This window comes from Pseudarthrobacter sp. CC12 (genome assembly GCF_039907755.1).
Classification (GTDB): domain Bacteria; phylum Actinomycetota; class Actinomycetes; order Actinomycetales; family Micrococcaceae; genus Arthrobacter; species Arthrobacter niigatensis.
Genome location: NZ_JARDJH010000029.1, coordinates 52,117 through 65,318, shown reverse-complemented (window position 1 = coordinate 65,318; position 13,202 = coordinate 52,117). Strand labels below are relative to the sequence as shown.

Sequence of the window (13,202 nt, the reverse complement as noted above, 5' to 3'; positions counted from 1 at the left end):
CATTAGGTTCGGCATGTCCGGCTGGTGGGTACCGTTCGGGCCGTCCTAGTGGGCTCCGATCAGACTGTCATACTCACCCTGAAGAACGTCATTGACCCCGACCTGGGCGCGAACATCGTCGATCTGGGGCTCCTCTATGGCATTGAATACGGGGATAACAACGCACTGGTAATCACCATGACCCTGACCTCAGCCGCCTGCCCTTTGGCAGAGTTGATCGAGGAGCAGATCGGCAAGGCACTGAATGGCATCGTCGAAGAGTGGCGTTTGCGCTGGGTTTGGGTGCCGCCATGGGGTCCCGATCGGATCACTGATGACGGCCGTAACCAGATGCGTGCCTTGGGGCCTCCCTGGCGGTAGTTTTTCGTTGTCCGGGAGCAGAAAAATAGCCGGCCCTGTTCCTTGGGTGGAACGGGGCCGGCTGTCTTTGACCATAGGAACCTGTCCCATTGATGGTGTATCTGTGCACGGCTGGTGACCTGGTCACTCAGCCCATCGGATCGCTTTTACCAGGGGAGGTCGGCGGGCAAGCCCGGCCCCGAGCGAATCCTGGGGATGGGGCCGTCAGGCTTTCGGCAGTTGCGGGTCCACGCCGTACTTCTCGGCGAGCTTGGTGAGGACCGCATGCGCTCCCTGCAGGCTCACGGACGTCGCGAAGACGGTGTCGTCAACGTTGAGGACCTCGCCCTTGAGCGTGCCCCACAGCGGGTTGGCCATGAACTTTTCCTTCTGGGCGCGGGACTTTTCGCCTTCTGCGCTGTCCTGGCCGAACGCGGACGTAACGATGAGGCCTGCCTCGGCGGCCGGGAGCTGCTCCTGGGACAGCGGCACGAAGATCTTCTCCGCCGAGTCAGGCTGCCCGGCGGGGCGCGGGATGCCTGCGTCGACCATGATCTCGCCGAAGAAGGACTTGCTGGAGTAGAGGCGGGCCGTATCTTCGCCCGCGAAACGGACGTAGGAGTACGTCAGACCCGGGTTCTTGGCGAGGATCGCGCTGCCGACCTTCTTTGCGCGTTCCTGGTAGGCCTGGATGATCTGCTCGGCTTTGTCCTTCTTGCCGAGTGCGTCGCCCAGCATCACGATGTTCTGCTTCCACGTCGGTCCGGTCGAGACAGACATAATCGTGGGTGCGATCTTGGCAAGCTGAGGGTAGAGGGCCTCATGGCGGACCTTCGCCGAGACGATCAGGTCCGGCTGCGCGGCGAGGATCTTGTCGAGGCTCGGCTCAGCAAGGGAGCCGACGTTCGCGGCATCCTTGGTCTGGGCCTTGACGTCCCCAAGGTAGGACGGGAACTCCGCGTCGCCCTTGCGGTAGATCACGTATCCCGCAACGTCAGCACCGAGCGCGAGGGCCGCGTCCGTGTAGCTGGGGTCAAGCGTCACGATGCGCTTCGGAGCGGTCTTGATTTCCGTGTTCCCGAACGCGTGCTGGATGGTCTTGGGGAACTGGGCGTCGACGTTACTTGCGGCAGTAGACGCCGCTGTGGACGGTGCTGCAGCGCCCTGCCCGCCGCACGCTGTGAGCGCTATGAGGCTGGCAGCTGCAGCAGCGGCCACCACGGATCGGGTGATTCGGAGACGGGTCATGGATGTCCTCCAGGAAAGATGCGAATGTCGGTGCGGGCCGCTTCGGGCCAAAACGGGTGGAGTAAGGCAAGCCTTGCCTCACTGCTGCCGTAGACTGTACCGGACGTATTTGAAATACGCATAACTTATCTGACGTAATTAGCTACCAAGAGGAATTTCGTGCCTGTCCATCTGTCTGCACTGCGGACACCCAACACCCGCAGCGCGCCCGCGCTCGGGCTCGCCATGGGAGTTCTCGTGGTCATTGCTTCCCTTGCGTTGAGCCTCGCGTTCGGCGGACGGCCCACAAGCCTCGAAGAGCTGGTTCATGCAGTTTTCGCCCCGGACGGTTCGGTCGCCGACATTGCCATCCGTGAGCTCCGCTGGCCGCGCACGCTCAATGCTCTCGCCGTCGGCGCCTGCGTGGGGGTGGCTGGTTGCCTGGCACAGGGCCAGACGCGCAACCCCATCGCGGACCCCGGCCTGCTCGGCATCTATCCGGGAGCCGCCCTTGCCATCGTCGCCGGATCGCTGCTGCCCGGCGCCACCGGAGCGAGCACCTACGCCCAGGCTGGGCTTGCCTTCGCCGGCGCTGTCATTGCGTGCGCACTTGTTGTCACCGTCGGCTCGGCAACCCGCCATGGTGCAACTCCGCTCACGCTCGTCCTGGCGGGGGCGGCGGTCTCGGCGCTTGCCGGAGGCGTTGTCTCGCTCATCGTCCTCAGCAGTGACGCGGCGCTTGACACTCTCCGTTTCTGGCAATTGGGATCGGTGGCGGCCCGCGGTGCCCTGCTTCCGCAGCTCGTGCCGCTCATCATCCTTGGCCTCGTACTCGCAGTGGCCAACATCGGCCCGCTGAACGCCCTCGCTCTCGGCGACGACACTGCCCGCTCGCTCGGCGTCTCGGTGGCCCGGGCACGCATCCTCGGTCTCGCGGCGCTAGCCGTTCTCGCGGCGGCTTCCGTAACTCTCGCAGGCCCGCTCGCGTTCGCGGGCCTGCTGGTCCCGCACGCGGTGCGCGGTCTCGTCGGCGCCGACTATCGCTGGCAGATCCCCGGGAGCGCGCTGTTCGGGGCCTCGCTCCTTCTCCTTACCGACACCGCCGGGCGGGTCATCGCACGCCCGGGCGAATTGCCGGTCGGCGTCGTCCTCGCCGTCGTCGGCGCGCCGTTCTTCATTTATCTGGCCCGCCGCCGCCGGCTGGTGACCCTGTGAGCGGGGCGCCCGGACTCCTCGCGCCGGGGTCCCGCGTGATCCGCGTGCGGACGGCGTCCCTCGTGCTCCTGCCGCGCATCGCATGGCTCAGCCTCGCGGCGCTGGTGCTGCTGCTCGCAGCCGTTGCGGGTCATCTCATGTTGGCTGGACGGCCGGTGGAGCTCTCGCAGGTGATTGCTGCCTTCCTGGATGATCCCGCGCTGCCGCGGTCGGTCAGGCTGACCGTGCTTGAATTCCGGCTCCCGCGAACCATTGCCGGCGCCGTTGCCGGGGCATGCCTCGCCGTCGCGGGCGGCCTCACCCAGACGGTGGCGCGGAACCCGCTTGCGACGCCCGAGGTCCTGGGGGTGACCGCCGGCGCGTCGACCGGAGCGGTCGCGGTCCTCGTGCTGGCCGGGGCAGGGCACGGCGGTGCCAGCGGCTTGGCGGCCGCCGTCGGCATGCCCGTCGCGGCTGCGGTGGGGGCCCTCGGCACTGGAACAGCGGTGTTCCTGCTCACCTACCGGCGCGCCCAGCAGGGCTTCGACAGCATGCGCCTCGTGCTCGTCGGCCTTGGCGCCGCTGGCCTCGCGTCCAGTATCACCACATGGCTCCTCACCCTGGGGGACGTGACAAATGCCTCCCAGGCGATCACCTGGATGATGGGCTCGCTCAACGGCAAGGACTGGGGGGCCGTAGTGCCTGCACTTCTCGCATCGGTGCCGCTCCTCGCCGTGGCCGGGGCATGCGGCCGGTGGCTGCTCATCAGCGCGTTCGACGACGATACCGCCCGCAGCCTCGGCCTCCCATTGGGGCGGAGCCGGCCGTTGCTCCTGGTGCTCGCCGTTCTCCTTGCGGCCGTCGGAACCGTACTCGCCGGGCCCGTTGCCTTCGTCGCGCTCCTGTGCCCGCTCGCGGCGCGCTTCGCGGGGCGGACGGTGGTGCCCTCGCCCGGGCTCACCGCCCTGCTCGGCGCCGCCTTCGTGGTGCTGAGCGACCTCGTGGCGGGGTTCTTCCTGCCGCATGCCCTTCCCGTCGGAGTCTTCACGACCGTGCTCGGCGCCCCTGTACTTATTGCCCTTGTGTTCCGCAGCCAGAGGAGAATCCCATGAACACCGCGCCCGGAACCACGGCAGCGGACGGCGCCGCACACCTCGCCGCACACGGCCTGACCCTGGGATTCGACGGGCGGACGGTCATATCAGGCCTCGACGTCGCGTTCGCCCGCGGCACCGTGACATCAATCATCGGGCCCAACGGCTGCGGAAAATCGACGCTCCTGCGGGGGCTCGGACGGCTCCTGCGCCCCCAGGCGGGGCGCGTGGCGCTCGACGGCGGCGATGTCGCGGCGATGTCGTCGCGGGCCATAGCCCAGCGGATGAGTATCCTCCCACAGACACCCCACGCGCCGAGCGGACTCACCGTGGGCGAACTCGTTGCACGGGGACGCCACCCGCGGCAGCGCTGGTACCAACAGTTCTCCCGCAGCGACGAAGGCGCAATCGTGGACGCGCTGGAAGCCACCGACATCGCCGACCTCGCCGCGACCCCGCTGGAGGACCTCTCGGGCGGGCAGCGCCAGCGGGCATGGATCTCGATGATTCTCGCCCAGGAGACTGAACTCATGCTCCTCGATGAGCCAACCACATACCTCGACCTCGCCCACCAGGTGGACGTCCTCGAACTCGTGCGGGGGCTGAACCAGGACACGGGGCGCACGGTCGTCATGGTGCTGCACGACATCTCCCTTGCAGCGCGGTACTCGGACGTGATCATCGCGATGCGGGATGGCCGGATCGTTGCTGAGGGGCCGCCGTCGGATGTCATCACACCGGAGCTCCTCTGGGATGTCTTCGGCCTTCGGGCCGATGTCATCCGTGAACCCTCCGAGGGCCGTCCGCACGTAGTGCCGCTCAGCGCGGGCCGCGCCAAGGGCGCTGCAGAGCCGGGCGCCGTTGTGCTGGGGTCCGGTATGGGCGGGGCCAGGGCATGACCGGCTCGGTCATCGCAGGAGTGAGCCGCCTGGCCGCGCAGTCAGTCAAGCCGTTCCCGCTCTCGGTGACCGCGATCCGCGATCTGGGTCCCCGCCTGCGCCGCGTCACGTTTGGAGGTACGAGCCTGGTCGGTTTCGCCACCGACAACGGCGCCACATGGGACTTGCGGATCAAGATCGTGATCCCTTCGCCGGGGCGGTCCCTTCCGCGGGCCAAAGCATTTGAATGCCGCGACTCCGAGGATCCCGGCCGCTCGTGGCGGCAGGCGTGGCTGCGCCTGCCCGAAGCCGAGCGCGGCGAACTGCGCAGCTACACCGTGCGTGAGGCCCGCCTCGAGGAGGCTTACCCGGAGATCGACGTCGACTTCATCCTGCATCCAGGCGGCCCCCAGGGGCCCGCGGCCCGCTGGGCGCGGAGCATCCGGATCGGGGACCCCGCGCTCGTCATCGGTCCAAGCGTTTCGGCGGGCCAGTGCGCCGGGATCGAGTTCGCGCCAGGGCGGGCGCGGCACGTGCTCCTGGCCGGAGACGAGACTGCCCTGCCCGCGATCGCGGGAATCCTCCGCGACCTGCCCGCCGGGCTCGTGGCCGAGGCGATCATCGAGGTCCCCGACGCCGCCATGATCGAGGACCTCCCCAAGGGGGCGGCAGCCAAGGTGACCTGGCTCGAGCGGCGCGGGAACACGCACGGCGCGCTACTCGCCGAAGCCGTGCGCCAGGCCGTCCCGGCCCCCTCGTGTGCGCCGGGACCCGCCGTCCTCGAGTGCGTGGTCGCCGCCCCCGAGCCGCTGGACGTTGGCCCGGAGCGCGTGCTGGTGTGGGACACGCCCCAGTACCGGCGCCTGTTCACCACAGGTGGCGGTCACTCGGAATGGAGCGGCGCGCCCTTCTACGCCTGGATTGCCGGAGAGTCGACTCTGGTGACCGGCCTGCGGCGGTACCTGGTCCACGAGTGCGGGATCCACCGCGAGCAGGTCGCGTTCATGGGCTACTGGAAGAAGGGCACGCCGCAGCGTTGAGCGTCAGGCGTCCACGTGGATGACGCGAGGCTCCGGGTGCATCAGGAAGTCCCGGTGGCTGATGTTGTACGCGTACGCGCCCGCCATGGCGAAAACCACGAGGTCCCCGACCGCGAGCGATTCGACCGGGACCTCGCGCGCCAGGACATCTTTGGGCGTGCACAACTGCCCCACGAACGTTACGGGTACGCCCACAGCCTCGGGCTCCTCGCGAGCAGCGCCGACGGGCACGACGGCGAGAGGCTGGCTGTGGCCTTTGGCAGCCGGCGTCCGCAGGTGGTGGGTGCCACCCGCGCAGACCGCGAACCAGCTTCCGTGGCTGCGCTTGAGGTCGAGGACCCTCGTCGCGTACCACCCGGAGTAGGCGCTCACGGCCCGGCCCGGCTCGATGCGCACCTGTACAGGGGTGTGGCGTGCAACGACGGCCGCCATCCGCCGGCCGTAGTCGGCCCAGTCGAAGGTCTCGTCCGGGCATTCGTAGTCGACTGCCATGCCGCCGCCCACGTTGACCTCTTCAAGCGGCAGGCTGTGGCGGTCGGCGAAGTCGCGCGCCCAGCGCAGGATGCCGTCTGCCATTTCGGCGCACTGCGCGGGTCCGAGGCCGCTGGCGAGATGGGCATGGATCCCGACGAAACGGACCGCGTCGAGCCGCGAGAGGTCTGCCGCGGCGGCGTCGGCTGCCTCGGGGTCCATGCCGAACGGGCTGGGGGTGCCGCCCATCATGAGGGCCGCCCCGGCGGCTCCGCCGGTGCCTTCGAGCGGGAGGTTGCAGCGCAGGAGCACCGAGGCGACCACGCCGCGCTCCCGGGCGAGCCGTTGGAGCCGGTGAAGCTCGCGCCGGCTCTCGACATGGAAGCGGTCGACGCCGGCCCCGAGCGCCGCGGCGAGCTCGGCATCCGTCTTGCCCGGCCCGCCGAACGCTAGTTTCACGTCGGGCAGGAGCTTGCGGACGTGGGCGAGTTCGCCGCCGCTCGCAACCTCAAGGCCGTCCACGTGCCGCGCGATGACCTCGAGGAGGCCGGCATCGGGGTTGGCCTTGACCGCGTGCAGGAGGCCCAGGTTCGGTCCGGCCGGCGCGAGTCCGGCCCGGATCCGGCTGAGGTGCCCGGAGAGGTGGCCGACGTCGTACACGTACGCGGGCAGGCTTTCCTCGGCGGCCGCACTGTGCACAGCATCGAGCACTGGATTGGTGACCGGGACCGCAGCCGTTCGATAAAGGGCAGTAAGGCTCACAGTGTTTCCTCCGGAAGGGCGGTGCCGAATGGGTTGGGGAACGGGACGTAGCCGGCGTGCCGGTCGGCGGCGCGCTGCCAGCGGATCAGCATGTTCGTTTTTGCCGGGAGCGGGACCCCCGCCAGGAGCGCGCGCAGCCTGGCCGGCCGGCAGCACTCCTCGCTCACGTGCTCGAGAACATCCCCCAGGAGAGCCCAGAGCGTGTCCTCGAATCCGTGGTCCTCCGGCACAAGGTCGGCGAGGGCGCCCGCGACTTCCGCTAGGTTGTTCACGAACAGGCAGTAGGCGATCCGGTTCCAGCCGCGCTCCTCGTCGTAGGCGGCACCGCGGGCCACCTCGGGAGGCAGCGCGGCCAGCGTCTCGGCGTGCCGGGATGCGATGAGCTTGGTGCCCTCCAGGTCCCGGGCAAGGACCTTGCGGGGCAGACCGTCCGGATCGAGCACCGCGAGCACGTTCTGGAGGTGCGGCTCGAGTACGATCCCGTGTTCGGCCCACAGGCGCAGCACGGGCGGCACGAGCAGGCCGACATACCGCTCCCACCAATCGCGGGCCCAGCGGGCGCGGCTCGCGCCGGCGCCGTTCGCCGGGGCGAGGTCGGCGAGGCGCGTCGGCGTCCCTGCGGGGTCGGGGGAGGTGACGGCGAGGCTGCCCATGACGTGCACCCTGGAGCTTCCTCCCGCCGCGCTCCGAAGACCGCTTCTGACGATGCTCCCGAAACCCTCCAGCACGGCCAGCCGCTGGTCGTTGGTGCCGAGGTGTTCGGGGAGCTGTACGCTGCGCGCGGCGGGCTCGAGGAGGAGTCCGAAGCCGGGGCTGGCGGTCTGCACTGCGGCCATGGTGTCCGCGAGGAGCCCGGTGAGGGCGACGGCGCCGGCGAGCTCGTAGGCCGCGTTCTTGCGCAGGCAGTTCGTGATGCGCACGTTGAGGCTGGTCTTGAGGAAGACATCCGTTTCCGGCTGGTAGAGCGTACGCACGCTGGCCGTCGGGTGGAACGGCAGGCCGACCTCTCCGAGGTCCACGAGGGCGCCCTCGGCGAGGGCCCGCGCGATCACGGGGCCCAGTTCCGGGTCCTCTGAGAGCATCTGGAACTGCCACGGGTGGACGGGGACCGCGCGGTGGCCCGCGGGCACTGCGCTGCCGTCAAGCAACCGTCCGCTCATCGAGTGCTCGTCAAAGCTGCCTCCTTCCGCGTGCTCCACCACGAAGGCATCCGGGACTGCGAGCCACCGCAGCCGGAACGCGGTGCGGGTTTCGGGAGAGAAATTCCGCCACTTGGCGGGTTCTCCGGAACGCCACTTCGGGGACGGGTGCCGCGGGTGGCCCCCGATCAGGGCCTGCTCGGAGTCGAGGAATTCGGCGGCGCCCGAGGCTACGGCGCGGGTGGGCTCCAGCGGCCGCCATGCGAGGATGTCGGCAAGCGAGTCCCGGCTCGCGCATACCTGGTCCTTGAACTCCGGGTTGGGGGTCCCGGTCCGCGCCGTCAGCTCGTCGGTGGTGAGCGAGGCGAGCACTTCAAGGTCGATGGGGGCCCATTTTCCGTTGGCGAGGAGCTCCACCGGGCCTTCGAAGCGGTGCATGGCCACGGCGGAGACGCGGGCCACGCGGGCCCGGAGGTGGACGCTGATGTGGGCGAGGTGAACCAGGAGGTAGCCATCGCTAAGGACGGTCTGACTGTCTGGGCCTGCAACTTCGCGGACCAGGCAGCCGAGGAGGCCATGCGCTGAGGCCAGGTCGGCGTCCGAGTGGAGACGGGATGGGCTGAGGACTGCAGGGCTCACGTGAAGCTCCGATCGGGAACGGGGACGGGGACTTTGTGGGAAAGGATGGTGCGGGGTGTGGTCAGGCGGCGCGCGGCGCAAGCGAGGACGACGCCGGCGGCCAGGGGTACGGCGAGCGGGGCTGCGGGCCCGAGGGCAGCTGGTGCAAGTGTGGCCAGCGCCGAGGCCGCACCGCCGGCGAGGACGGCTCCGGACTTGGAACTTGTCTCGACACGCCCGAACAGCCGGCCGGGAGGATGGTGGGGCGCAGCCTCCGCGGCGAGCAGGGACAGGGCGGGAAGGCCCACGGCAAGCGCGACGCCCAGGAGCAGCCTCCCGGCAACGAGCCACGCGAGGGTTCCCGGGCCGGGAACGAAGACCGGAACCACGTGTATGATGGCAGACGCCGCCGCTGCCGCGTAGGCGATCGTGAGGCCGGTTCGTGCCCGCCTCTGCATGACGCGGAGGGCCAGGGCCGCGAAGGCGAGGTACAGGACGTGCGGGGCCGCGAACAGGACCCCAGGTGCCCATGCCGGAAGCCACGGGGCCACGAGGTGCATTAAGGGCACGAAGTAGGGGTAGGTCGATACCGTCACCAGGACGAACCCTGCTTCTGCCATGCACAGACCGGCAAGGGTGATGGTGCGCCGGGGGGCGCCGTCGCCGTCCGTCGTCGCCGGTCCGGCTCTGTGGGGCCGGACGGCGTCGGAGCGCACAGGGGCCGGCATGCGCAGCATCCCCAGCGCCGCGCCGAGCGGCAGGAGGGCTGCGAGGCCGTACATCTGCCGCACGTCCAGGACGCCGGCGAGCAGGCCCGCAAGAACCGGGGCCGCGACCAGCGCCGTTCGCGCTGAACCTTGCATGAGGGCCAGCGCACGGGTGAGCGGCTCGCCAGTGAGGCCTGAAGCGAGGTAGGCGGTGCTTGCCGAGTATGTCCCGCCGAGAACACCTTGGGCGACAAGGGCGAGGACGAGCGTCGGCAGGTCCTGCGCCACCGCGGCGAGGCCGAACGCGGCGGCGAGGCCCAGCTGGGCCCGAACGAGAAGCGGCTTGGGTCCGAAGCGGTCCGCAAGCTTCCCCCACATGCTTGCCGAGAGCGCCGCGAAGAGTGTCGGGACCACGTAAAGGACACCGGCCCAGCGGGCCGAAGGGTCGCCGAGCTGCGGGAGCAGGACACCGAGGTACGGCGGCAGGCCAAGGGCTGCGAAAGCCGAGGCGCAGTGGGCGGCGGCGATCCCTAGCACGTGGCGGCGGTGGATGGTGTTCACGTGCTTGCCGCCGCACGGCCCGGAGCGGCCGTGAAGTCCGGGGCTGCCAGATAGTTCGGTCCGGTGCGGAGGTAGAACTTGTTGATGTCTGCACACCCGAGGCGTTCCTTGGGCAGGAGTGTCCCCGCTGTCAGCATGCCCTTGATGGGCAGTCGCTCGGCATTGAGGATCCGCGCGCGGAGGAGGTCCGCGGCGGCCAGGGACGAGGCCTGGGAGGGGTCGGTCCAGCGTTCGCAGGCCTCCAAGAGCCGGGCCCGGGCGCGCTTGAACATCGCGGCCCGGGCGGCCTCGTCGCCGCCGGCGGCCTCGACGATGAGGGCTGCGGTGCACAGGTGCAGCGTGATCGTGGTGAACATGTCCGCGAGCTCGGCGCCGTCCTGCACGGCAATCCGGGCGTCGCTGAAGTCCTCGGGCCGAACAGGGCGGCCGAGCGCGGCGGATGCCCGCGCGCAGTCGATGCGGGCAGTGTCGTTGTCTTTGTAGACGAGTCGCAGGCCGTCCGGCCCCTGCGCGACCGTGATGTTTTGCTGGTGGGCCTCGAGGGCGATCCCGTAGCGGAGCCACAGGGCCACGTGCCAGTCGAACAGGAGGGTTGTGTAGGCGTCGAGCCATTCCTCGGCAGACTGGCCGGCCTCGGCGGCAAGCTGGTCCAGGACGCGCCTGCCCGGATCGCCGGGGGCCGGCGCCAGGAGCGCGGCGACGGGGGCCAGGACGTCGCCGGCCACGGAGAGAGGGTAGCGCCGGATGAGCACCGCATGCAGATCGCTGCCGCTGTCGGCCCAGCGCGATTCGTCCGCGAGGAGGATGCGCTGCGCGAGTTGGGGCTCGCGCTCGAGGACCTCCGCGAGGACGCCCTGCATGATCTCCCCGCCCGCGAGGGTCCCGGGCTTGATGGTCCGCCGGTTGCGGCGTCCGAGCGACGCCGTCGGCAGGGGCAGCTTGAGATGCGTTGCCGGCTCGTTGACGAGGGCCACAGTGCGGGTCGAGAGCGTCGGAACCACGAGCGGGCCGGGATGATCGACGACGGTCACCTCACCCCGGGAGACGGTCAGCGGGTGCACGGGAAGCGCCACGAGGTCCCGCCCTTCCTGTTCGGGCACCCCGAGTTCGGCTGGCGAAGGCCACCATGCGGGGAGGCCTGCTCCAAGGGAGGTCGAGAAATTCAGCTCGCTTCGGGGGACGAGTGTCCAGGCGAGGCGGAACTCCGGCTGGAACTCGGGCGCGTAGGCGCGGACCTCGTCCTCGCTGAGACCCCAGCGGCAGCGGCCGGTCGGGTGCACGGGGTGGTCCCGGAGAGCGGCTGCGGCCTCGTGGCGGAGGAGTCCGGGGAAGCCGCGCCGTCCGCCGTCGTCAATGCCACTGTCCTGCGCCTGGGCGGTGAGGCGGGCAAACTCTGCCTCGTGGAGCGAGACGATGTCAGCGCTCTGGAGGCATTCCTCGGTGAAGTCTGCCCATCCGGCCTCGGCCTCGGCGTCGTTGAGCGGAGCGAGCACTGTGAGGATGGCGTCGATGGTTTCGGCGGCGGCCACCGAGCCGGTGGCATCCTCGACGAGCACGAACGGCTCCGCGAGGCGATACTCGGCAAGGAAGCCGTCGGGCCGGACGGGAAGGTGCAGGACACGCTCGCCCGGCAGCGGCGCGGTCCACCACGGCCACCCGCGGCGGTCGTTTTTCGGCTCGTGAACGAGCCGGCCCGCGGACTGGATTCCGAGGTGGTCTTCGCGCAGGAGAGCATCAACCACACGGCAGACCAGGGCCGAGACTTCTCCCATGGGTGCGGCTTCTTCCGTGGGTGCAGGCGCCGCATCAACGCGGGACAGGGCAGTTGCGCTCATGCCCGGACTTCCCAGGTGTTGTCTGCGATGAAACGCTCGACAGCCTCGTGCACCGGCGCGGATCGGGGGCCGATCGCGTGGATCACTGAGAGATAGTCGCGATTGGTGCCGTGGAGTGGGGCCGTAACGCCGAGTCCGCGCAGGCGTCGGTGCCGGAGCCGTACGCCGTGCGGCAGTTCCTCGCTCCTTTCGCCAGGTGCGTCGAGGAGAATGCCGGGCCGGTCTGCGGTCACGTACCGGAGGTGCGCGCGACGGTCCAGGGCTGCCGGCTCGGGCAGGCCCTCCGGGAGCGCTTCGCCCGTGTGGATCCGGATGACCTGCTCGAAGAGGTCCACGCCGAGCACCTCCGAGTAGATGAGGTCCATCGTGTCACCGATGAGGCGGTAGTTGACCTCGATGATGCGCGCCCGGTTGCCCTGCAGGACGAATTCGGTGTGGCAGGCGCCAAAACCAACCCCGAGCGCCGAGAGCTGGTCGAGGAGATTTTGCACCACCGGTTCCGGAAGCTCCGGCTCCCAGTCGCGCCGCGACTCGGTGAAGAACGGCGGTGGCCCGAGCGAGGTGTGCCAGGAACCGAGGACGTGCATGGATTGGCCGTCGCCGAGCGTCTCGAAGGTATGGAGTTCGCCCGGGAGGTACTCCTCGACGATGAGGGTCGTGGCCGGCCGGCGCGAACGGATGCTGCTAACCGTGGCCGCGAGGGCGGCGAGGTCCTTGACAAGGACTACGTCTTCGCTTGCAACGCCCTCGCGGGGCTTGACGACGGCGGGGAACGGCAAGTGTGCGGCGACCTTTTCAACGTCCTCACCTGGGAACAGCTGAGCCGAAGCGACCGTGTCGAGGCCTGCCTCCGCGAGTCTCTGGCGCGTGAGGAATTTGTTCTTGCAACGCAGCGCGGCACGCCAGTCCTTGGCGGGAAGGCCGAGCAACTCGGCCGCGAGGGAAGTCGCCGCCTGGAGGTGGTCGCTGTTGCTCAGGAGACCTGCGGCCCGGCCGAACCGCGCCTGCAGTCCAAGGACCGTCGCCGCGAGAGCGCCAGGGTCCTTCACTTCGGCAAGTTCGACGGCGGCAGGCGAAAAGGGTGCATCCGCATAGGCAGCACGGTGAGCTTCAGGATCGTCGGTGAGGACCACAACGTCGTGGCCGAATCGGGCCGCCGCGGGCAGGAAGCCATGCGTGAGCGCGTCGGTCGGGTTGAGGGCTGTCAGGTAGAGGCACACAGAGGCTCCATAGGGGGCAGGAAGAAAGCTTAGGTAAGGCTAAGCTAAATTGCCCCGAAGCCACCCTGTCAAACCCGCAGGAGCGTGTCCTTCATCACGCCTACGTAATTTGCGCAT

Annotated in this window: 11 protein-coding genes; 5 read left to right on the top strand and 6 right to left on the bottom strand. The window is 69.4% G+C overall.

The annotated features are described in order from the left end of the window. Positions 1–48: 48 nt before the first annotated feature. Positions 49–360 carry a metal-sulfur cluster assembly factor gene (locus PV772_RS17465; RefSeq protein WP_347886967.1) on the top strand — a complete coding sequence of 104 codons (312 nt, stop codon included), beginning with the start codon at positions 49–51 and terminating at the stop codon, positions 358–360. Between the two features lie 204 nt (positions 361–564). Here the strand turns inward: PV772_RS17465 and PV772_RS17460 are convergent, their stop codons facing one another. Further along, positions 565–1,587 (bottom strand): iron-siderophore ABC transporter substrate-binding protein, encoded by a 1,023-nt coding sequence (locus PV772_RS17460; RefSeq protein ID WP_347886966.1) that lies wholly within the window; start codon positions 1,585–1,587, stop codon positions 565–567. A gap of 159 nt (positions 1,588–1,746) precedes the next feature. Between PV772_RS17460 and PV772_RS17455 the strand changes: the two genes are divergently transcribed. Genes PV772_RS17455 through PV772_RS17440 form a run of 4 tightly spaced genes read left to right on the top strand, consistent with a single transcriptional unit; the run spans position 1,747 to position 5,772 of the window. Beyond that, positions 1,747–2,781, top strand: a complete 1,035-nt coding sequence (locus tag PV772_RS17455) for an iron ABC transporter permease (RefSeq protein ID WP_347886965.1) — start codon at positions 1,747–1,749, stop codon at positions 2,779–2,781. Next, positions 2,778–3,872, top strand: coding sequence for an iron ABC transporter permease (locus PV772_RS17450; protein WP_347886964.1), 1,095 nt, complete (start codon positions 2,778–2,780; stop codon positions 3,870–3,872). Before PV772_RS17455 ends, PV772_RS17450 begins: the two co-directional genes overlap by 4 nt. Further along, entirely contained in the window at positions 3,869–4,753 is an 885-nt protein-coding gene (locus tag PV772_RS17445; protein WP_347886963.1) for an ABC transporter ATP-binding protein, read from the top strand. Before PV772_RS17450 ends, PV772_RS17445 begins: the two co-directional genes overlap by 4 nt. Next, positions 4,750–5,772 carry a siderophore-interacting protein gene (locus tag PV772_RS17440; protein ID WP_347886962.1) on the top strand — a complete coding sequence of 341 codons (1,023 nt, stop codon included), beginning with the start codon at positions 4,750–4,752 and terminating at the stop codon, positions 5,770–5,772. The genes PV772_RS17445 and PV772_RS17440 overlap by 4 nt, the downstream gene beginning before the upstream one ends. A gap of 3 nt (positions 5,773–5,775) precedes the next feature. Here PV772_RS17440 and PV772_RS17435 read toward each other — a convergent pair whose 3' ends face one another. From PV772_RS17435 to PV772_RS17415, 5 genes are read right to left on the bottom strand one after another with little or no spacing between them, the layout of a single operon-like run. After that, entirely contained in the window at positions 5,776–7,005 is a 1,230-nt protein-coding gene (locus PV772_RS17435) for an alanine racemase (RefSeq protein WP_347886961.1), read from the bottom strand. Beyond that, the gene (locus PV772_RS17430) at positions 7,002–8,783 is read right to left on the bottom strand and encodes an IucA/IucC family protein (protein WP_347886960.1); all 1,782 of its coding nucleotides are present in this window, start codon (positions 8,781–8,783) and stop codon (positions 7,002–7,004) included. Before PV772_RS17430 ends, PV772_RS17435 begins: the two co-directional genes overlap by 4 nt. After that, positions 8,780–10,030 (bottom strand): MFS transporter, encoded by a 1,251-nt coding sequence (locus PV772_RS17425; RefSeq protein WP_347886959.1) that lies wholly within the window; start codon positions 10,028–10,030, stop codon positions 8,780–8,782. The genes PV772_RS17430 and PV772_RS17425 overlap by 4 nt, the downstream gene beginning before the upstream one ends. Beyond that, positions 10,027–11,865 (bottom strand): IucA/IucC family protein, encoded by a 1,839-nt coding sequence (locus PV772_RS17420; protein WP_347886958.1) that lies wholly within the window; start codon positions 11,863–11,865, stop codon positions 10,027–10,029. The genes PV772_RS17425 and PV772_RS17420 overlap by 4 nt, the downstream gene beginning before the upstream one ends. Further along, a complete protein-coding gene (locus PV772_RS17415) occupies positions 11,862–13,085 on the bottom strand; it encodes an ATP-grasp domain-containing protein (protein ID WP_347886957.1) in 1,224 nt (407 codons plus the stop codon). Before PV772_RS17415 ends, PV772_RS17420 begins: the two co-directional genes overlap by 4 nt. Positions 13,086–13,202: the final 117 nt, after the last annotated feature.

Excerpts from the sequence above, each read along its gene's own strand:
- PV772_RS17460 (WP_347886966.1), bottom strand. The coding sequence starts at position 1,587 with ATGACCCGTCTCCGAATCACCCGATCCGTGGTGGCCGCTGCTGCAGCT.
- PV772_RS17445 (WP_347886963.1), top strand. The coding sequence starts at position 3,869 with ATGAACACCGCGCCCGGAACCACGGCAGCGGACGGCGCCGCACACCTC.
- PV772_RS17440 (WP_347886962.1), top strand. The coding sequence starts at position 4,750 with ATGACCGGCTCGGTCATCGCAGGAGTGAGCCGCCTGGCCGCGCAGTCA.
- PV772_RS17420 (WP_347886958.1), bottom strand. The coding sequence starts at position 11,865 with ATGAGCGCAACTGCCCTGTCCCGCGTTGATGCGGCGCCTGCACCCACG.